The sequence below is a fragment of the Proteus sp. TSJ240517 genome (assembly GCF_047921575.1).
In the GTDB taxonomy this organism is placed as follows: Bacteria; Pseudomonadota; Gammaproteobacteria; order Enterobacterales; family Enterobacteriaceae; genus Proteus.
Window position 1 is genome coordinate 117,982 of sequence record NZ_JBLRMH010000004.1, and the last position, 20,084, is coordinate 138,065.

Here is a 20,084-nt window from a genome sequence, read left to right on the forward strand (position 1 = left end):
ATTAATTTATTGCTTTAAAGTATTTTATATGAACAAACGGGAGGCAAATGCCTCCCGTTTTTTGTTATTTTTGTCATAATAAGAATAAGATATTTTTTATCAAAAAGTAGCAGCTTAATAAGGGGCGTACACCATGGATTATGAATTTCAGCGAGATCTCACTGGCGGTATACTAGCCCGTTTTTCGATGGATCATGAAGCAATAGGCTATTGGCTGAATGATGAAATTCAGGGCGATATTAGTCTGATAGATCAAATTCTTGAAGAAATGGAAGGTATTAAAGGTAGTGAAAGACAGTGGGAATTAATCGGTAAAGAATACAGCCTTTCTATTGATGACGAAGAAGTGATGATAAGAGCGAATACATTACATTTTGAAACAGATGAAATGGAAGAGGGCATGAGTTATTACGATAACGAGAGTATTGCTTTTTGTGGGCTAGATGATTTCGCTACTATGCTACAAAAATACCGGTTATTTATTCTGGAAAATAGAAAAAATTAACAAATCCTATATATTTTTGGAATAAATCTGCCACAATATACTATTGAATTACTCTTCTTTTTATTACGTTTTTAAGTTTAAAAGGTGGTCTAATGAATGAATTACCTGCTAGTTTAGATGAAGCAACAGGTTGGTTTGTCGCCAATCAAGATCTCTTTATTCAGTATGCAGTCAATATTGTTGCCGCATTTTTGATCCTATTTATAGGTTTATTTGTGGCAAAAATGATTGGAAAAGGTGTTGCTAGAGTTTTAACGTTACGTCATATCGATGCTACTGTCGTGACATTCTTATCTGTTTTAGTGCGTTACACTGTTGTCGCTTTCACTTTAATTGCAGTATTAGGCCGATTAGGTGTACAAACGGCTTCTGTTATTGCTGTATTAGGTGCGGCTGGTTTAGCGGTTGGTTTAGCTTTACAAGGCTCACTTTCAAACTTTGCTGCTGGTGTGCTTATTGTTATTTTCCGCCCAATTCGTGCAGGCGAATATGTGATTATAGGGGCTGTGGAAGGTACCGTTAGAGATGTCCAAATTTTCTCAACGACTTTGCGCTCAGCCGATGACAGAATTATTGTTATCCCAAATAGTAAGATAATCAGTAGCGAAGTGATTAACTTAACGCGAGAGCCTGATCGCCGTACTCAAATCATTGTTGGTGTAGCGTATGATGCTGACATTGATACGGTAAAAAAAGTATTAGGTGATGTCGTTGCTAAAGACAAACGTATTCAACATGATAAAGGCGTGACTATCCGTTTACATGAAATGGCACCGTCTTCATTAAATTTTGTGGTACGAGTGTGGACAAAAAATGATGATGCGTGGCCTGTCTATTGGGACTTAATGGAAGACTTTAAACGCACATTGGATGCGAATAAAATTGGTATTCCATTCCCACAAATGGATGTCTATATGCATCAAATACAAAGTGCGACGACTAAAGCAGAATAGTCACACTAAAATAGATGATTTAGAGCCACGTTAATAACGTGGCTTTTTTGTATTTATTGCCATTAGTTTTTCTTATTATCAATAAGAATGATTCATTTCCTCTAATATCAAAACCCCTCTATTATTCATCCAATATTAAACGAATAATTATTAGGATATTTTGCATGTTCACAACTTTTTTTCAGGGGTTCTTATTAAGTGCAGCAATGATTTTACCAATAGGGGCTCAGAATGCCTTTGTTTTACAACAAGGAAGTAAAAAACAGTTTCATTTGATGAGTGCATTTTTATGCGCTTTAAGTGATGTTATTTTGATCTCGGCAGGTGTCTTTGGTGGAAGTGCCCTACTTAGCCAATCAGAAATACTTTTATTACTGATCACTTGGGGTGGAGTCGCGTTCTTATTATGGTATGGCTGGAATGCATTTAAAACTGCTTTTTCAAAAGATATTGAATTGTCACAAAGCGAAAATCAGGTAAAAAGCCGTTGGCGTGTGATCGTAACATTAGTTGCCGTAACATGGCTTAATCCTCATGTTTATTTAGATACTTTTGTTGTGATAGGTAGTATTGGCGGGCAATTAACGTCAGAACTTCGTCCTTGGTTTACATTTGGTGCGGTATTTGCCTCTATAAGCTGGTTTTTTGCGTTATCGCTCTTAGCAGCTTGGTTTTCTCCAATATTAAGCAAAGCGCGCGCTCAACGTATTATTAATCTGTTTGTAGGATGTATAATGTGGTTTATTGCTATTCAATTAGCTGCACAAGGATGGAAAACACTCTTTTAATCTTAAAGAACTTTACATCAGATATGCTAAGGTTCTTCTTAGCCATAAAAGATGGTCTTAAATTTTATTATGTCGGGGGTTTTTGTGAAATTAAAAGCAATTGTATTAGCATCCGTGTTTATGCTGGGATTACCTTCTTTTGCATTAGCGGCGTCTGAGCCAGAAGGGCCTCATATCACAACATCGGGTAATGCGACAATTAAAGCCGCTCCTGATATGGCAACATTAAATATTCAGGTTAACGAAAGAGCAAAAGATGCAGCTCAGGCTAAGAAACAAGTTGATGAGCGTGTTGCAAAATATTTTGCCTTCTTAAAAGAAAATGGTGTTGTTAAAGAAGATATTGATGCTGCTAATATCCGTACTCAACCAAATTATGAGTACGATAAAAAAGCAGAGCGTTCAGTGATTAATGGTTATACCGCAACACGTACTGTTAATGTTAAAATTAAGAAATTAGAACAGCTTAATACGTTGCTTGATGGCGCATTAGCAGCTGGTTTAAATGAGATTAATAACGTTGAATTTGGTGTCAATAATCCAGAACAATACAAAACAAAAGCACGAGAAGTTGCGATTAAAAATGCAATTGATCAAGCAACGTCAGTAGCAAAAGGTTTCGGTGCAGATTTAGGTGCTGTTTATAGCGTGAGCTATCGTGCGCCAGAAGCCACACCTTATCCAATCGCACAAGTGCGTATGGATGCAATGGCATTAAAAGCACAAGCACCTGCTGCTGTGCAAGAAACCTATGAACAGCAAAGCATCGAGTTTAAAGATTATGTTGATGTGGTTTTTGAATTAAAACGCACTAAATAATCATGTGGCGATAAAAATAAATAGGCTTCAATATGAAGCCTATTTTTTGTGTTAATAAGATAAAATAGCGTATTACTCTTCATCCTGTTTTAAAACTTTACGGCCAAAATCAATGAGTGCGTCTGTCACTTTTCTCATAGTTCTACTTTCTGGCGCAAATCGGTGCCAATAAAGCATACGTCGCTGGCAAAGCCCAGGAGTTAAATCAACCAACTCTCCGCTTTTTAGTTCATTAGCAATTTGCAGATGAGGGATCATACAACAGGTTGAACCTTGTTTAGCTAATTGCACAAAGGCTTCAGATGAGTTCACGATATGACACGGCACACTACCAGGTGATAAGCCGAAATTTTGTTGTAAAAATGCCTGATGCATATCATCAAGATGGTCAAATGCGACTGCTGGCGCTTTTAATAACGAAGATTTTGTTACGCCATTGGAAAAGTAGCGTTGAGCAAAGTCAGGAGAAGCAACGAATAGGTAATCGAGAGCGCCTAATTGATCGACAAGGCAACTTGGTAGTGCTTGTGGCTGAATACTGATTGCACCAACCACTTCGCCTCGTCTTAATCGTTCTTGAGTACGAGTTTCATCTTCTACTTGAATATTGAGACGAATAGGCAGTTGCGTTAAGACGGGATGTAAAGCAGGCAATAACCATGTTGCTAAACTGTCAGCATTCACCGCCAAAGAGAGTAAAAGAGGCGTAGAACCGCTATTTTCATCACCTAACCATTGTTCTTCAAGTAATTCTACTTGATGCAATAGCGCTAATAATTTTTGTCCTTGCTCAGTGGGTTGAGGTGGAACAGTTCTGACTAATAGCGGTTGCCCGAATAAGTTTTCTAATTGTTTGATACGCTGTGAAACGGCAGATTGTGTAATACATAACTTTTGCGCGGCTCTTTCAAAGCCACGTTCTCGAATGACGGCATCAAGGGCTTGTAATGCTCGATAATCAGGGCGTTTCATTAACAGACTCTCTTCGATTTTATATTCTATTGCTTACTATGCCATATTTTTCGTTGTAATGAGTTAAAATGTTGCTTCTCAGTTTTTGATGTGTCTCGTGCTAGTTTTGAATGCAATATGCTATTCTTAGTCCATTAACGTGATAAATAAGGTTTTTTAAATGACTCAGGATGAATTGAAAAAAGCAGTAGGTTGGGCGGCGCTTGAATATGTAAAACCAGGCACGATTGTGGGTGTCGGTACTGGCTCTACGGCTTCTCACTTTATTGATGCATTAGCAACAATGAAAGGTCAAATCGAAGGCACAGTTTCAAGTTCAGAAGCATCAACTGCAAAATTAAAAAGTTACGGCATTCCTGTTTTTGATTGTAATGAAGTTGACTCTTTAGACATTTATGTTGATGGTGCTGATGAAATTAACCATCACATGCAAATGATCAAAGGTGGCGGAGCAGCATTAACCCGTGAAAAAATTATCGCAGGTGTAGCGAAAACATTTATCTGTATTGTTGATGAATCTAAACAAGTCGACGTATTAGGTAAATTCCCACTACCAGTAGAAGTCATTCCAATGGCGCGCTCTTATGTTGCTCGTGAATTGGTCAAACTGGGTGGTTTACCTGAATATCGTGAAAATGTGGTAACGGATAACGGTAACGTTATTTTAGACGTTCATAACTTAACTATTCTTAATCCTATTGAACTGGAAAACAAAATTAACAGTATTCCAGGTGTTGTAACCGTAGGATTATTTGCTAACCGTGGTGCGAATGTTGTTTTAATGGGTACCTCTGAAGGTGTGAAAACCATTAAGTAATTCTTTTTAAGATAGGTAGCGATGGCTACCTATTTTTTAAATTATTTTAGAAACTGCAAATTCAGTGATATATATCACACGACAGTTATATCTCTCTTTAAAATCCTGCCATTTTCAAAGTCAAAATCATTTTACTCGGTAGAAAATCGCTTTCTTTACCGCTTATTCTGTCATCACAGCAATCGGTTGTATTGCCACAAAATCTATTTTTGTTATGTTGTTGAGACAGGATTTTGTTTTTCATTAAATGTAATAACGATAGGGCAGGGTAAATGGTCAAAGTATCTTTGGAAAAAGAAAAAATAAAGTTTCTACTCCTTGAAGGTGTGCACCAAAGTGCAGTAGAAAATTTAAGAGCTGCGGGTTATACCAATATTGAATATCACAAAGGCGCATTATCGGACGAAGAATTAAAAGAAGCTATCCGTGATGCACGTTTTGTTGGTCTTCGTTCCCGCACTCATTTAACAGAAGAGATTTTTGCTGCGGCTGAAAAATTAGTTGCAGTGGGATGCTTTTGTATTGGTACCAATCAGGTTGATTTAGAGGCTGCTGCCCGTCGTGGTATTCCTGTTTTCAACGCACCTTTCTCAAACACCCGTTCCGTGGCTGAGATGGTGCTTGGCGAATTACTGTTATTACTGCGTCGTATTCCTGAAGCCAATGCGAAAGCTCATCGTGGTGTTTGGGATAAACAAGCCAAAGGCTGTTTTGAAGCACGAGGTAAAAAACTGGGTATTATTGGTTATGGTCACATTGGCACACAATTAGGTATTTTAGCCGAAAGTGTGGGTTTAGATGTTTATTTCTATGATATTGAAAACAAACTGCCATTAGGTAATGCAACGCAAATTCGTCATCTCTCTGAACTGTTGAATATGTGTGACATTGTCAGCTTACATGTGCCAGAAACACCATCAACCAAGAATATGATTGGACATGAAGAAATTCAGCGTATGAAGCCGGGAGCAATTCTTGTCAACGCTTCTCGTGGTACGGTGGTTGATATTCCTGCATTGGCTCAAGCGTTAGAATCAAAACATTTATCTGGTGCTGCGGTTGACGTATTCCCATCAGAGCCGGGTGCAAATAACGATCCTAACGATCCGTTTGTTTCTGAACTTATCAAGTTCGACAATGTGATATTAACACCACATATCGGTGGTTCAACTCAAGAAGCGCAAGAAAACATTGGCTATGAAGTTGCGGGTAAATTAGCGAAATATTCAGATAACGGCTCTACATTATCTGCTGTTAATTTCCCAGAAGTATCACTGCCAAGCCACGGCGACGATGTAAACCGTTTACTGCATATTCATGAAAACCGCCCAGGTATGATGAATAGCATCAATAAAGTGTTTACTGAAGAAAATATCAACGTAGCCGCGCAATATTTACGTACGTCAGGTAACGTAGGTTATGTTGTGATCGATATTACAACACAAACGAAAGCTCAAGCTGAGTTAGTGTTACAAAAACTCAAAGCATTACCGGGAACAATCCGCGCTCGTATGCTTTACTAATTATTAATAAATTATTCGTAATATATTGAAGGCTCGAAATATCGAGCCTTTTTTGTATCTTTTAATCTTTATTTATTGAATTTGTTGCTGCCATAATTGGTAATAGAGTGCTTGGTTTTCTAATAAATGAGAGTGAGAGCCTTCTTCTAATACCTGCCCTTTATCTATTACATAAATATAATCTGAATGCGCTAATGTATTAAGACGGTGCGCAATACTAATTACGGTTCTGTTTTTACAAATCTGAGGTAAATTCGCTAAAATTTGTGCTTCAGACTCATAGTCTAATGCAGATGTTGCTTCATCTAAAATAAGAATACGTGGATTAGTTAATAAGGCTCTAGCAAGTGCAATACGCTGGCGTTGCCCGCCTGATAAATTAGAACCTCTTTCTCCTACTTGTGTATTAAATCCTAAAGGAAGTTGATTAATAAAATCTAAAGCGCCAGCAAGTCGAGCCGCTTCTGTTATTTCTTCTTCACTCGCATTCGGTTTTGATAAACGAATATTTTCAAAAATAGAGCCACTAAATAAAAAGCTCTCTTGTAAAACGATACTCATGCTTTGGCGTAGAGATAAAGGATCAGCGATAGCTAAATCCATGCCATCAATATAAATTTTTCCTTGTTGGGGCGTATAGAAACGTTGAATTAAGCGAGTAAGAGTACTTTTTCCTGAGCCAGAACGCCCTGTAATACCAATAAATTTCCCTGCTGGAATAGATAAAGAAAGTGACTCAATAACATCAGGTGTCTTGTCTGTGTAACGAAAATAGACATTTGAAAAAGTAATGCTCCCTGTTATTTTAGGAACGGTAGCTAATCCTTGGTATTGGTGTTCTGTGGGATTACTTAAAATATCACCAATACGGCGCAAAGAAATGGATGTTTGTTGAAAATCTTGCCAACATTGCGCTAAACGTAAAATAGGTTGTGTAATATGGGCGGCAAATAAATTAAACGCGATAAGTTCACCTACGGTCATTTGTGCATTAATAATGAAATTGACGCCTTGCCATAAAATAATTGCAGTAGTGATCTTATGAATAATAAAAATAAATTGCTGAGCGAATAACGCTTTTTTAGCACCTGAAAAACGTTTATTAATGTGATCGGTCAACTTGTATTGCCACTTTTCTATAAAATGATTTTCTGTCGCCGTCACTTTAATGGTTTCTATGCCATTTATCGCTTCTGTCAGTAGACTAATATTATCTGCGTTGGTTTGATATTCTTGCTTTACCCAATAACGAATGATAGGTCCTAGAATAAGCCAAAATATAAAATAAAGAACTAAAGAACTTAATGTTATCCACGTTAAGGTTGATGAATAAATAAACATCACAAAGATAAACACAGCAATAAAAATAAGATCAAGGACCATCATCAATGCTGAACCAGTAATAAATTGTCTGATATGTGAAAGCTCTTGTATACGAGCAATGATTTGTCCAGATGGGCGTTGAGTAAAAAAATGACTCGGTAAGCGGATGAGATGTTGATACGCTTTTCCTGAAAATTCAGCACTTAATTGACAAGATATAAATACATATAACTTATCTCGCAAAAAAAGATATATGGGTTCCGTGATAGCAATTAAGACGAATAGACAGCCAAATAGATGTAAATTAGATAAATTTCTCCCCGTTAAAACGGTATCGATAAATTTTTCAAAAATAATGGGATTCACTAAAGCAAAGAGTTGAATGCAACAAGATAAAATAAAAAACAGGAATAATGATTTTTTCTGCTTTAGTATAGAAGGAATAAACCAATTTAGATTAAATTTTGATAATGATGCAGAGGGCTCTTTAGCAATAAGTTGTAATGTATTAAGCTTTTTTTCTTTATCAATGACATGTTCGGTTTTTATATTATTTGTAGGATTTATAATAATTAATGTTTTTTCTTTTGTTTTTTTTAAAATATACCAAGAATCATTTATTTCTATAAGGGTATCGATAATAAGATGCTCATTATAATCGAATAAGCAGAAATCACCTTTTAATTCCAAAAGTTGAATGGCTTCAAGAATATCCCACTTATTAAGATGATCTTCTTTACCCAGGAAATGAATAACTTGCTCTTTTTTTATCTTTCCACTTTGTGTTTTTGAAAAATAAATTAGTCCATCAATAATTGATGAGTGATATTTTTTTTCTTTCTCTAAATTAATATTGTTCATGATATTAAGCACCTTATTATTTTTCTGTTAGTGCGTTATGACGGTAAACTTCTATTGGGCTTAAGAAATAGTCAATAACACGACGTCTATCGATAATAATTTCAGCGACTAAAGACATCCCAGGAGCAAGGTTATATTGTTGATTATTGCTTTCTATCATTTGCGTATTTAGTTCAATTTTTGCGGGATAAACTAAACCTAGCTGCTCATGTTGAACGGAATCTCTGGCGATATTGGTTATATTTCCTTCTAAGGTGCCATAACGAGTGTAAGGAAAAGCATCTATTTTTATCATTGCTTTTTGCCCTACATGAATAAAACCAATATCTTTATTGAGAATATTAACTTCTGCTATATTGTGCTGATTATCAGGAATTATCGTCATCACTTGTTGTGATGGCTGTAAGATACTGCCAAGTGTGTAATTTGTGATTTGTTGTACAGTACCTGTAACGGGAGAACGGACGATTTTTAGCTGTTGTCGTTTTTGGGCATGATTAAGATTTTGGCTATAAATTAATAGTTCACTTTCATACTGTTTATATTTATCATGCCATTCTAATTTTTTCTGTTTCTCTAACTGATCTAAATTTTCATTTAGTTTTTTCTCTTGACTCTTAATAAGTTGATATTCAGCATTCTTAATTGTAATGACTCGGTTTATTTCTAATAATTCTTTTTCATTTTCTAAATATTCCATTTGGCTAATTATTTTTTTTATAAAGAGCTTTTCCTTAAGAATAAAACGTTGTTTAATATTTTCTTTTAATATATTTAATGATAATAGTTCATTATGGATCATGGTTTGATTTTTATTATTCACCTCGATTTCGGCATCAATTAAATTTATATTACTTTCAAATTCATCTTTTTCTTTTTGGTAACTGATAAGAATAGATTTTTTTGTTTTTTCATCTAATTTATTAAAATGATAAAGTTTTTGTGGAGATGTTTCTTGGCTTAATGCTTGATAACGAAGTTTAAGTAACAGCAGACTATCTATTTTTTTCTGTATTCCCTTAACTTCCTCATCAACACCCAGTATATCGAGTGTTAATAATGCATCACCTTGATTTACTTTTTGTCCCTCTTTTACATGAAGGACAGCAAGGCGGCTATGCTCATAAATTTGAATAACTTGAGAATGCCCTGCAACAATAAGTTTACCTGTTGCAGATGATTGCACATTTAATTTACCTAAATAAGCCCACATAAGAAAAGCGATAACACTGAATGAAATAATTGATGCAATATAACGACTATATGGCGTTAAAGGTTTTTCAATAAGTGCAATATGATTAGGGTAGAAATCATAATTAATATTCTTTTTCTTACGCTGAAATACTTTAGAAAGTGCAGATTTTATATTTAGGTTCATACTCAACATCCTTGTTGACGTTGCCAAAGTTTTTTGTAGTGGCTATTTTTTGCAATTAATTCCTTATGTGTTCCTTCTTCAATAAGGTTGCCTTTTTCCAACACAATAATACGATGGCAAGTTCTCACCGTTGAAAGCCGATGAGCAATAATGATAACGGTTCTCTCTTTTGCAATAAGAGGAAGGTGCTCTTGGATAATAGCCTGAGATTCATCATCTAATGCGCTGGTGGCTTCATCAAAGATTAAAATTTTAGGCGAAGATAATAAGGCTCTTGCAATCGCAATACGTTGGCGTTGTCCTCCTGATAAGGATTGTCCTCCCTCTGCAATAATAGTGTCATAACCTAATGGTAGTTTTAAAATAAATTCATGAGCGCCCGTTAGTTTTGCTACGTAAATAACGTCTTCTAAAGAGGCATTTTGTCGAGTGAGTCGGATATTATCAAACACACTGAGATTAAATAAAAAATTTTGTTGTAGAATAATACCTATTTGCTGGCGTACTCTATTTAAATTAAGTTGTGAAAGAGGAATATTATCAAGTGCGATATGACCTGATTGTGGAATATAAAGACCTGAGATCATGCGTGCTAAAGTACTTTTTCCTGATCCTGATGTTCCAACAACACCAATAATTTCATGTCTTTTTATATGTAATGAAATATTATTTAAAATAGCAGGCGTATGATTTTGATAATGAAAACTGACATTATCAAAGGTAATTTTCCCTTTAATATTTGTTTCTAATATTGAACTATTTTGTTCTTTAGGAAGGTTAAGTATATCTTGTAAGTTGTAGATTGCTGTTTTTGTTTTGATATATTTTCCCCAAACATCAATAGCTGTCGCTAAAGGTTGTAAGCAATAGCCAAGTAGCATCGTAAAAGCAATAAGCTGACCTATTGTCATTGAGAGCGAAATAACTTCACAAGCCCCTACCCATAAGAGTAGTGCAACTGTTGTTTTATTTATGAATGACACAATAAAGCGAGATAAATTATCAATATTTTGAAGTTTTTCGTTTTCACCTGTTAGTTTATGAATTTGTGTATACCATTGTTGTGTAAACCTTGGTTCAAGAGAAAGGCTTTTAATTGTCTCAATACCACCTAAGCTTTCAGTAAGAAAGGCTGTATTGACTGCAACTTTTTGATAAAGATGCTGAACTGCAAATTCTATTTTTGGGGCAATTAATTTAGCTAAAATAAGATAAAGAGGAATTGTCGAAATAAATATTAATGTTAGCTTTAGCGATAATATTGCCATTGCAAATATAAATAAAAAAATAAAAGAAGAATCAACAAATAACAGTAACAGCGTTTTTGTTATAAATTCTCGAATAATATCTAATTCTTTTATTCGAGCCACAATGGCACCTGTTTGACGTGATTTAAAATAGCCGATAGGAAGTCTAAATAAATGTTGGGCGAGTTTTAGACTTAACGTTATATCAATTTTATTTGCTGTATGCTGATAAATATATTCTCGAATTCCTTTTAGTGTTCCTTCTAGAATAGCAATAAAAATCAATCCAATAATTAAAACATCTAGTGTTGATAGAGCCTGATGGATAATCACTTTATCCATAATAATTTGTATTATAAAAGGCGATGTGAGCATTAATAATTGGAGAATGAGTGAGTAAAATAAAATATTTATAAAGATAAGTTTGTATTTCTTTATTACTGTAAAAAACCATGAGAGACTAAAAAATGGGTTTTCTTTAAAACAGAGATAATAGCATTGTGAGATGTTTAATGAATTGAATTGGCTTTGACTTAGGTTTTCTGTTTTATCTGTTTGTATATTATAAATAAGATATGTATTTTTATTTTTTTTTAATAATATAAATGTATTGTTTTTATTATCTAAAAAAATAATGTGATGTTCTATTTTTTTTAAAATAAATGATTTTTTGTTTTTTTTAGTTTAAATTGATATTCAGTTTCTAATGAGTTTATAGTAGAATCTTTTTTTATTTCTATTTTTCTCTTTTTAGTTAGATTGATAATAATACTAATGCTTTTTATTATGTGACTTTTTGTTTTATTATCCATGACAATAAAATACCTTTTGTATAGCTGAAAATATAAAAAGGTATTTAATATTATTTTTTTTATCAAAAATATAAAAAAACACAGATGATAATCATTAATTTTAATCTAGCACTAATAAAAAGCTAAAAATGCCAGATCTTTTCTGGCGTAATAATTTCAGGTAATGGTACATCCCAATTCGCACTAGGAAGGTGAGCAACTTGTTGGCAAGTATGCGCTAATCCCATTGGGTAAAATGATTTTTGTTGCCAGTTTTCTAGTGTTCTATCGTAAAAACCCCCCCCCATACCTAATCGTTGACCTTGTTCATCAAATGCGACAAGTGGGGTAAAAATAATATCGATATTAGAAAGAGGGATCACCGCATTCACATTTAAAGGCGGCTCTGAAATATTAAAGCGATTTTTTACTAATGTAGTAGAAGGTGTGTAGCGTAAAAAAAGGAGGTGATGGCGATGAAAGGGATGCAATACAGGTAAGCAAACTTGTTTATTTAATGCCCATAGCTGGGAGATCAAAGGTGATGTATCAATTTCACCATCAAAAGAAAGAAACAGTGCAATCGTCTGCGCTTGTTTGATTTTAGGGTGAGTAAGAACTTGCTCGCATAGTTTTAGCGCAGCGTCCTGCTGTTGCTCTTGAGTGAGTAAACGTCTCTTTTGGCGGATAGACTTGCGTATTTCATCTCTTTGCTGAAAAAGTGAGGCTTCTATCATTCATCAACCCATCAGTAAGTCGTTAGTGTTAATGATGAAGTATCATTAACATCAATTTATTACACTTTAGAGGTAAAAAAGAGAAAAGCCAAGATTGGGTAAGGGAAAAGGGTATAAAAAAAGTTCTAAACATTAAGCATTTATAAAATACTCAGTGTTTAGAACTTAAATGGAGGTCTCCAAGATGCCGCCGCAAGCTGTAACCCTTGAACCCATGGTCCAAGGTGAACATAGTGTTGCTGCCATTAGGCTGCCTGAACGAATCGGGTATGCTCACAAGCAACAGATCACCACGTTCTATGTGTTTCGAATATCGGCTCAGGGGACTGGCCCGCTGGCAAACATCTCAGAGAAATTTGGTGGGTGTGTTAAACACCTTATCTATGAACTATTGTATTATTTTAATTGTAGAAAGCAACCTATTATCTGTGAATTTCGTGGTGTACGCGTGCTTTCTGAACAAATCTACTTCGCAGTTGAAAAAGTGCGATCATGATGCTTGCCTTGATCGTGTAAAGCTTGTTCAATGGATTGTTGTAGCATTTTTATCTTCTCTTCCATGTTGTAGGCATAGTCTCTGGTTTTTAACTTTTCTTCTGCCAACTCATGACTCATATTTAATGCCACGATAAAAATTAAGTGCTCTGTGTTGGAAACACCACTGCGTTCTTTGAGATCTTGTAATCGTTGTTCCAGTTCAGCAGCAGAAGCCAGTAAAGCATCTCTTTGTTCTGGTGGGCAATTGACACGTAATGAGCGCCCAAAAATTTGAAGATCAACGGGTTGTGCGGACATGATTCCTTCCTGACATAAAATCTGTGCTACGTGTTTAGTAGTGTATACGGTTATAACGCTGTATTAAACGCTATTACTGCAAAAATTCCAATGATTAACATGGCTTAACTGGTACAGCGACTTCTATTGATGGTAGCATATCTTGAACTATTCCCCTAAATGCGACGTTTATTCTTATGTCAAAACAGAACACATTACCGAATTATCAAACTATTGATGCATTATTACAGCAACATACAGTACCTTTAACCGCGGCTGAAATGCATGGTTTGATTACAGGATTTATTTGCGGTGCAGTGCGCGATAACAGTTGGAAAACCTTATTACACGATTTGACTAATGAGGGTTTAGCTTTTCCTAAAACGTTATCAGATCCACTTGAAGAGCTTTATCACCTCACCTATGAACAGCTCGATGACAGTGTGTTCAACTTCTCTATGTTAGTGCCTGACGAATCTGAATCTGTTTTTCTAAGAGCCGATGCCCTTGCGGGATGGGTTAATCATTTTCTTTTAGGTCTGGGTGTTGCTCAACCTAAGTTGTCTGATCATAAAGAATTGACCGAAGTGATTACTGATTTGCGTAATATTGGTGCGCTAGGTTACGAAGAAGACGAAAACCAAGAAGAACTTGAAGATGCACTTGAAGAAGTCAGTGAATATGTAAAAGTATCCGTTCAACTTTGTTATATCACTTTTGTCGCTCCAAAAGACAAAGGAAATGACAAAAAAAATGAGCAACGTGTACTACATTAATTTCATCATTAATTAGATAACCATAAAGATAAATGAAAGACAGGAGTGGGTATGAATAAGCAAGAATTTTTATCCCGTCGTCAGGCATTATTAGCTCAAATGAAGCCTGCGAGTGCAGCTATCTTTTTTGCCGCACCACCAGCGCAACGTAATGCCGATAGTGAGTATCCTTATCGCCAACATAGTGATTTCCTTTATCTAACTGGTTTCAGCGAGCCTGAAGCTATTCTTGTGCTGATTAAAAGTGATGAAACACATAATCACAGTGTGCTTTTTAATCGCGTTAGAGATTTAACCGCTGAAATTTGGTTTGGTCGTCGCCTTGGACAAGAAGCTGCACCTGAAAAATTAGGTGTTGATAAGGCGCTACCTTATGAAGATGTTGGTGAGCAACTGTACCAATTATTAAACGGGTTAGATGTTGTTTATCATGCTCAAGGTGAATATGCGTTTGCTGATGAGATAGTCTTTGGTGCATTAGAAACCTTAAGAAAAGGTTCTCGCCGTAACTTAAAAGCACCACAAACTATCATTGATTGGCGTCCAATTGTTCATGAGCAACGCCTATTTAAATCTGATTTTGAACTTGAATTACTGCGTAAAGCTGGAAAAATTACCGCATTAGCACATACGCGTGCGATGCAAAAATGTCAGCCGGGTATGTATGAATATCAACTTCAAGGTGAGATTGAACATGAGTTTACCTCTCATGGTGCGCGTTTCCCTTCGTATAATAGTATTGTCGGCAGTGGTGAAAATGGTTGTATTTTGCACTACACCGAAAACGAAACCAAAATGCGTGATGGGGATTTAGTTCTTATTGATGCAGGCTGTGAATATGAAGGTTATGCCGGTGATATCACCCGTACTTTCCCTGTTAATGGTAAATTTAGCCGTCAACAACGTGAAATTTATGACATAGTCTTAAAATCCATCAATGTTTCTTTGGAATTGTACAAACCTGGTACAAGTATCAAAGAAGTCACTGAGCATGTCGTGTATATCATGGTCGAAGGACTGGTTAAACTGGGCATTATGCACGGTGAAATCGAGCATCTTATTGAGACAAAAGCCTATCAGCGTTTCTTTATGCATAGCTTAAGCCATTGGCTAGGTCTTGATGTTCATGATGTTGGACATTATGGCACGGAGCGTGACCGCATTTTAGAACCTGGCATGGTACTGACCATTGAACCGGGACTTTACATTGCGCCAGATGCAGATGTGCCACAAGAGTATCGTGGCATTGGTATTCGCATTGAAGATGACATTGTTATCACGGAAACAGGCAATGAGAATTTAACGGCATCTGTCGTTAAAGATCCTGATGAAATTGAAGCTCTGATGGCAGGAAAAATTTAAGGCTAAAATCAGCATGAATGTGATTATTGTGGGTGGTGGAATGGCAGGTGCGACATTAGCACTTGCACTCTCTGCATTAAATAAAGGTAAGATTTCAATTTCGTTAATTGAAGCAAGAGAGCCTGACAATGGGCACCCTGGGTTTGATGCAAGAGCGATCGCATTAGCACATGGAACAGCGAAACGGTTAGAGCAAATCGGGCTTTGGTCAACATTAAAACCTTTTGTCACTCCCATTAATCATGTTCATGTCTCTGATAAAGGTCATTGTGGTTTTGTTAATATTCATGCACAAGACTATGATATCTTAGCACTGGGTTATGTTATTGAATTGCATGATGCTGGGCGTCAGCTTTTTGCTAAGTTAAAAAAACAATCTAATATCACGCTTTATTGCCCTGCTAAAGTTGAACAAGTTCAACGTAATATCGATTCTGTTGAGGTAACACTTGATGATGGTACGCAATTATCGGGTGATTTACTGATTGCTGCTGATGGTACTCATTCACCTATTGGTCACCAGTGCCATATTCAATGGCAACGAGAGCCTTATCATCAAGTGGCTGTGATCGCTAATGTCAAAACAGAAATTGATCCTCAAGGCAAAGCTTTTGAGCGTTTTACGGAGTTTGGTCCATTAGCCATGTTACCAATGAGTGAAGGGCGTAGCTCATTAGTATGGTGTCATCCTATTGAAAAATTGGATGAAGTTTCACTGTGGGATGATGAAACAACTATCGCGCATTTACAGCGTGACTTTGGCTGGCGTTTAGGAAAGATAGAGCATATTGGTAAGCGAAATTGCTACCCTTTAGCGCTACAAAAAGCTAATCAAATTATTGGTCATCGTTTAGCGTTAGTTGGAAATGCCTCGCAAACACTTCATCCTATTGCAGGACAAGGTTTTAACCTTGGTTTACGTGATGTTATGGCACTTGCCAATACGATCACCCAAGCGATTAATGCCAATACTGATATTGGTAGTTATCGAGTACTCTCTCAATATCAACAACTTCGCCAACAAGATAGAGAAAAAACAATCTCTATTACTGATGGGTTGGTGAAAGTGTTTGCAAATCGTTGTGTGCCACTGATTGTTTCTCGCAACTTAGGGCTAATGACGATGGAATTACTCCCAATGATGAGAGATAAATTGGCGCATCAAACACTTGGCTGGACAGACTAGAGCGTGTTGATCTTTGATGGTCAATTTTTATTCGAATTAAATATAGTCGCTTTTTAGGATACTTTTATTATGAAATCATTTGATGTTGTTATTGCTGGTGGTGGAATGGTTGGGCTTGCATTAGCCAGCGGATTACACGGGTGTGGATTACGTATAGCGATAATAGAAAATCACCCAGTAACGACGCTTTTTCACCCACAAGATGATTTTTCATTACGCGTATCTGCTATTAATACAGCCAGTGAAATGCTGCTGAAAAAATTAGGTGTTTGGGAAAATTTGCAAGCATTACGAACAGCACCTTATCAAGGTATGGAAGTTTGGGATCAAGATAGCTTTGGCCGTATTGAGTTTTCAGCACAAAAAGAAGGATTCAGCCACTTAGGCTCTATTATCGAAAATAACCTTATTCGTGAAGTGCTTTGGCAAAAATGTGAAAGCCATAGTGATATTACCTTCTATTCATCAACGCAAATTGAGCGTGTAGTGTGGGGGGAAAACGATGCTTTCATTACCCTTAATGATGGCGAAATGTTAACCGCAAGACTTGTTGTGGGCGCTGATGGTGCTAATTCATGGCTACGTAAACATGCTGATATTCCACTGACGTTTTGGGACTATGAACATCACGCATTAGTTGCCACTATTCGTACCGAACAACCTCATGAAAATGTTGCGCGCCAAGTTTTTCATGGCGAAGGTATTTTGGCATTTCTGCCTCTTTCTGATCCTCATACTTGTTCTATTGTTTGGTCTTTACCAAGCAACCTTGCTGAACGTTATAAAAGCGCAGAAAAAAGCTTATTTGAGCGCACATTGGGTGTGACCTTTGATATGCGTTTAGGTCAATGTGAATTAATAAGTGATCGCATGACCATACCATTAACAGGTCGTTATGCTCGCCAATTTGCCGCTCCTCGCTTAGCGTTATTAGGCGATGCTGCTCATACTATCCACCCTTTAGCTGGACAAGGTGTTAACCTTGGTTTTATGGATGTTGCAGAGTTAATTGGTGAAATTCGCCGTTTAAAAGCTGAAGGTAAAGATTTTGGTGAATATCTCTATTTGAGACGATTTGAACGCCGCCGCAAACATGCAGCCGCGGTGATGTTGGCAAGTATGCAAGGATTTCGTGAACTTTTTGCTGGCAATAACCCCGTTAAAAAACTGGTTCGAGATATCGGTCTTTCGTTAGCGGATAGTTTACCGGGGGTAAAACCTAAGTTACTTGAGCAAGCAATGGGACTTTCTGATTTACCTGAATGGTTAAGTAATAAAAATTTCACTTCAGTTGAAAAAATCTAATTTCTCTCTTATTTCACATTACTTTTATTTATATCTGACTGAAGAAATAGAACTAAAAAAATCTATTTTTTCAGTCTATTCTTTGCACTAATTCCCTTTTTTCAGTAATTCCTCGCTAAAAATGAGCGCTGATACGCATAATTGCAATCATTAGTTCTGCATACCCATATGTCTACATTATGATTAAAAGACACAATACCCTATTTTAACTTATGGTTTATTTTTTCTCACAATGCTAAGTTCAAGGGGATGGTATCGTTTGCGTTGTACGTTAATTGCTCGTATTTGTTAAATCAATGTTTAAAAATAAACTTAAGTTTGAGATTAACACTATGATTTCAAATCAAGTTTAATTTTATATTTAACAAATTACGTTCTCTGAATAATCTAAAGTAAAAGTAGAAAGAGGGAAGAATGGCAAAACAGACTCCGTTGTATGATGAGCACGTAGCCTGCGGTGCTCGTATGGTCGATTTTCATGGTTGGATGATGCCTTTGCATTATGGCTCCCAAATAGATGAACATCATATTGTACGTCGTGATGCAGGTATGTTTGATGTTTCTCATATGACCATTGTTGACTTACATGGCTCACAAGTTAAAGATTTTCTACGTTATTTATTAGCGAATGATATCGCTAAACTCACCGAAAAAGGTAAGGCGCTTTATACCGGTATGCTAAATGCATCAGGTGGTGTAATTGATGATCTTATCGTCTATTACTTTGATGACTCTTTCTATCGTCTCGTTGTGAATTCTGCCACTCGTGAAAAAGATCTCGCGTGGATTGAACAACATGCTTCAGATTATGTGGTTGATATCACTGTTCGTGACGACTTAGCATTAATCGCTGTTCAAGGTCCTCATGCACAAGAGAAAGTACAAAGCTTATTAAGCGAAGCGCAACGCCAAGTCGTTTCTGCCATGAAGCCTTTCTATGGTGTAGAGCTTGGAGACTTGTTTATTGCGACAACGGGCTATACCGGTGAAGCTGGCTATGAAATCGCAATGCCAAAAGAGCAAGCAGTCGATTTTTGGAAAAAATTATTAGCTGTGGGAGTTAAACCCGCAGGATTAGGTGCAAGAGACACATTACGCCTAGAAGCGGGAATGAACCTCTATAGCCAAGAGATGGATGAAACGATTAATCCACTTGAAGCAAATATGGGATGGACGATTGCATGGGCACCAGAAGATCGTCAATTTATTGGTAGAGAAGCATTAGAAAAATTACGCGCAACAGGCACAGATAAACTTGTTGGTCTTGTAATGCGAGAGAAAGGTGTGTTACGTGCTGGCACTGCCGTACACTTTACTGATGATTTAGGCGAGTTAAGAGAAGGTATTATTACAAGTGGTACTTTTTCGCCTACATTAGGCTTTAGTATTGCATTAGCAAGAGTTCCAGCAGGTATAAAAGATAGCGCAATTGTATTAATGCGTAATCGTGAGATGCCAGTAGAAGTGGTAAAACCTGGTTTTGTTCGTTCAGGTAAAGCATTGGTATAACACGTACAATTATTTTAAATGGAGAGTAAGGTCAATGAGTCAAATACCTAGTGAATTAAAATACGCACAATCTCATGAGTGGATCCGTTCAGAAGGCAATGGTGAATACACTATCGGTATTACTGAACATGCACAGGAATTATTAGGTGACATGGTGTTTGTTGATCTACCAGAAGTGGGTAGAGAAGTCGCAGCTGGTGATGATTGTGCGGTAGCGGAATCAGTAAAAGCAGCATCAGATATTTACGCACCATTATCGGGTGAAATTATCGCAGTAAATGAAGAGTTAGATGGTTCTCCAGAACTGGTGAACAGTGCGCCTTACGGAGAAGGTTGGTTATTTCGCATTAAAGCAAATAATGAAAGCGAATTAGATAACTTACTTGATGCCGCCGGTTATCAAGAGCTGGTAGATAGCGAAGAGTAAAACGAAGCGCCCCGTCAAATCAATGTCGGGG

Annotated in this window: 18 protein-coding genes and 1 other RNA gene; 12 read left to right on the forward strand and 7 right to left on the reverse strand. The window is 36.5% G+C overall.

The window, feature by feature from the left end:
* Positions 1–133: 133 nt before the first annotated feature.
* The 4 genes from ACNARN_RS08470 to ACNARN_RS08485 all read left to right on the forward strand — a co-directional run bounded on the left by ACNARN_RS08470 (position 134) and on the right by ACNARN_RS08485 (position 3,065).
* The gene (locus tag ACNARN_RS08470) at positions 134–505 is read left to right on the forward strand and encodes a YacL family protein (protein WP_198620814.1); all 372 of its coding nucleotides are present in this window, start codon (positions 134–136) and stop codon (positions 503–505) included.
* Positions 506–597: 92 nt separating this feature from the next.
* Positions 598–1,458, forward strand: coding sequence for a small-conductance mechanosensitive channel MscS (gene mscS / locus ACNARN_RS08475; protein ID WP_109371100.1), 861 nt, complete (start codon positions 598–600; stop codon positions 1,456–1,458).
* Between the two features lie 164 nt (positions 1,459–1,622).
* Entirely contained in the window at positions 1,623–2,246 is a 624-nt protein-coding gene (gene argO, locus ACNARN_RS08480; RefSeq protein WP_198620812.1) for an arginine exporter ArgO, read from the forward strand.
* An 84-nt stretch (positions 2,247–2,330) separates the two neighbouring features.
* Entirely contained in the window at positions 2,331–3,065 is a 735-nt protein-coding gene (locus ACNARN_RS08485) for an oxidative stress defense protein (RefSeq protein WP_198620811.1), read from the forward strand.
* A 72-nt stretch (positions 3,066–3,137) separates the two neighbouring features.
* On the opposite strand, the gene ACNARN_RS08490 is transcribed toward ACNARN_RS08485, so the two are convergent.
* Positions 3,138–4,037, reverse strand: coding sequence for a LysR family transcriptional regulator ArgP (locus ACNARN_RS08490; RefSeq protein ID WP_088494952.1), 900 nt, complete (start codon positions 4,035–4,037; stop codon positions 3,138–3,140).
* 160 nt (positions 4,038–4,197) lie between these two features.
* Between ACNARN_RS08490 and rpiA the strand changes: the two genes are divergently transcribed.
* Positions 4,198–4,854: a ribose-5-phosphate isomerase RpiA gene (gene rpiA / locus ACNARN_RS08495; protein WP_072063358.1), complete on the forward strand. Its 657-nt coding sequence runs from the start codon at positions 4,198–4,200 to the stop codon at positions 4,852–4,854.
* A gap of 272 nt (positions 4,855–5,126) precedes the next feature.
* Positions 5,127–6,377, forward strand: a complete 1,251-nt coding sequence (serA, locus tag ACNARN_RS08500) for a phosphoglycerate dehydrogenase (protein ID WP_198620809.1) — start codon at positions 5,127–5,129, stop codon at positions 6,375–6,377.
* Positions 6,378–6,449: 72 nt separating this feature from the next.
* On the opposite strand, the gene ACNARN_RS08505 is transcribed toward serA, so the two are convergent.
* The 6 genes from ACNARN_RS08505 to zapA all read right to left on the reverse strand — a co-directional run bounded on the left by ACNARN_RS08505 (position 6,450) and on the right by zapA (position 13,509).
* Positions 6,450–8,561 (reverse strand): type I secretion system permease/ATPase, encoded by a 2,112-nt coding sequence (locus ACNARN_RS08505; protein WP_416304341.1) that lies wholly within the window; start codon positions 8,559–8,561, stop codon positions 6,450–6,452.
* A 16-nt stretch (positions 8,562–8,577) separates the two neighbouring features.
* Complete coding sequence (locus ACNARN_RS08510) at positions 8,578–9,939, reverse strand: HlyD family type I secretion periplasmic adaptor subunit (protein ID WP_198620807.1); 1,362 nt, start codon at positions 9,937–9,939, stop codon at positions 8,578–8,580.
* A 2-nt stretch (positions 9,940–9,941) separates the two neighbouring features.
* The gene (locus tag ACNARN_RS08515; RefSeq protein WP_416304342.1) at positions 9,942–11,561 is read right to left on the reverse strand and encodes a peptidase domain-containing ABC transporter; all 1,620 of its coding nucleotides are present in this window, start codon (positions 11,559–11,561) and stop codon (positions 9,942–9,944) included.
* 559 nt (positions 11,562–12,120) lie between these two features.
* Entirely contained in the window at positions 12,121–12,714 is a 594-nt protein-coding gene (locus ACNARN_RS08520) for a 5-formyltetrahydrofolate cyclo-ligase (protein ID WP_198632513.1), read from the reverse strand.
* Between the two features lie 172 nt (positions 12,715–12,886).
* Positions 12,887–13,070, reverse strand: a non-coding RNA gene (gene ssrS / locus ACNARN_RS08525) — 6S RNA.
* A 109-nt stretch (positions 13,071–13,179) separates the two neighbouring features.
* Entirely contained in the window at positions 13,180–13,509 is a 330-nt protein-coding gene (gene zapA, locus ACNARN_RS08530) for a cell division protein ZapA (protein ID WP_023581530.1), read from the reverse strand.
* Between the two features lie 176 nt (positions 13,510–13,685).
* On the opposite strand from zapA, the gene ACNARN_RS08535 reads away from it, so the two are divergent.
* From ACNARN_RS08535 to gcvH, 6 genes are all read left to right on the forward strand, one after another.
* Positions 13,686–14,264, forward strand: a complete 579-nt coding sequence (locus ACNARN_RS08535; protein WP_416304343.1) for a YecA family protein — start codon at positions 13,686–13,688, stop codon at positions 14,262–14,264.
* Positions 14,265–14,315: 51 nt separating this feature from the next.
* The gene (gene pepP / locus ACNARN_RS08540; protein ID WP_198629867.1) at positions 14,316–15,626 is read left to right on the forward strand and encodes a Xaa-Pro aminopeptidase; all 1,311 of its coding nucleotides are present in this window, start codon (positions 14,316–14,318) and stop codon (positions 15,624–15,626) included.
* A gap of 13 nt (positions 15,627–15,639) precedes the next feature.
* Positions 15,640–16,812, forward strand: coding sequence for a 2-octaprenyl-6-methoxyphenyl hydroxylase (gene ubiH / locus ACNARN_RS08545; RefSeq protein WP_416304344.1), 1,173 nt, complete (start codon positions 15,640–15,642; stop codon positions 16,810–16,812).
* A gap of 69 nt (positions 16,813–16,881) precedes the next feature.
* Positions 16,882–18,117: an FAD-dependent 2-octaprenylphenol hydroxylase gene (gene ubiI, locus ACNARN_RS08550; RefSeq protein WP_109371080.1), complete on the forward strand. Its 1,236-nt coding sequence runs from the start codon at positions 16,882–16,884 to the stop codon at positions 18,115–18,117.
* A 414-nt stretch (positions 18,118–18,531) separates the two neighbouring features.
* Positions 18,532–19,626: a glycine cleavage system aminomethyltransferase GcvT gene (gcvT, locus tag ACNARN_RS08555; RefSeq protein ID WP_196570298.1), complete on the forward strand. Its 1,095-nt coding sequence runs from the start codon at positions 18,532–18,534 to the stop codon at positions 19,624–19,626.
* A gap of 34 nt (positions 19,627–19,660) precedes the next feature.
* On the forward strand, positions 19,661–20,053 hold the full coding sequence (gene gcvH / locus ACNARN_RS08560) for a glycine cleavage system protein GcvH (protein WP_368927816.1): 393 nt from the start codon (positions 19,661–19,663) through the stop codon (positions 20,051–20,053).
* Positions 20,054–20,084: the final 31 nt, after the last annotated feature.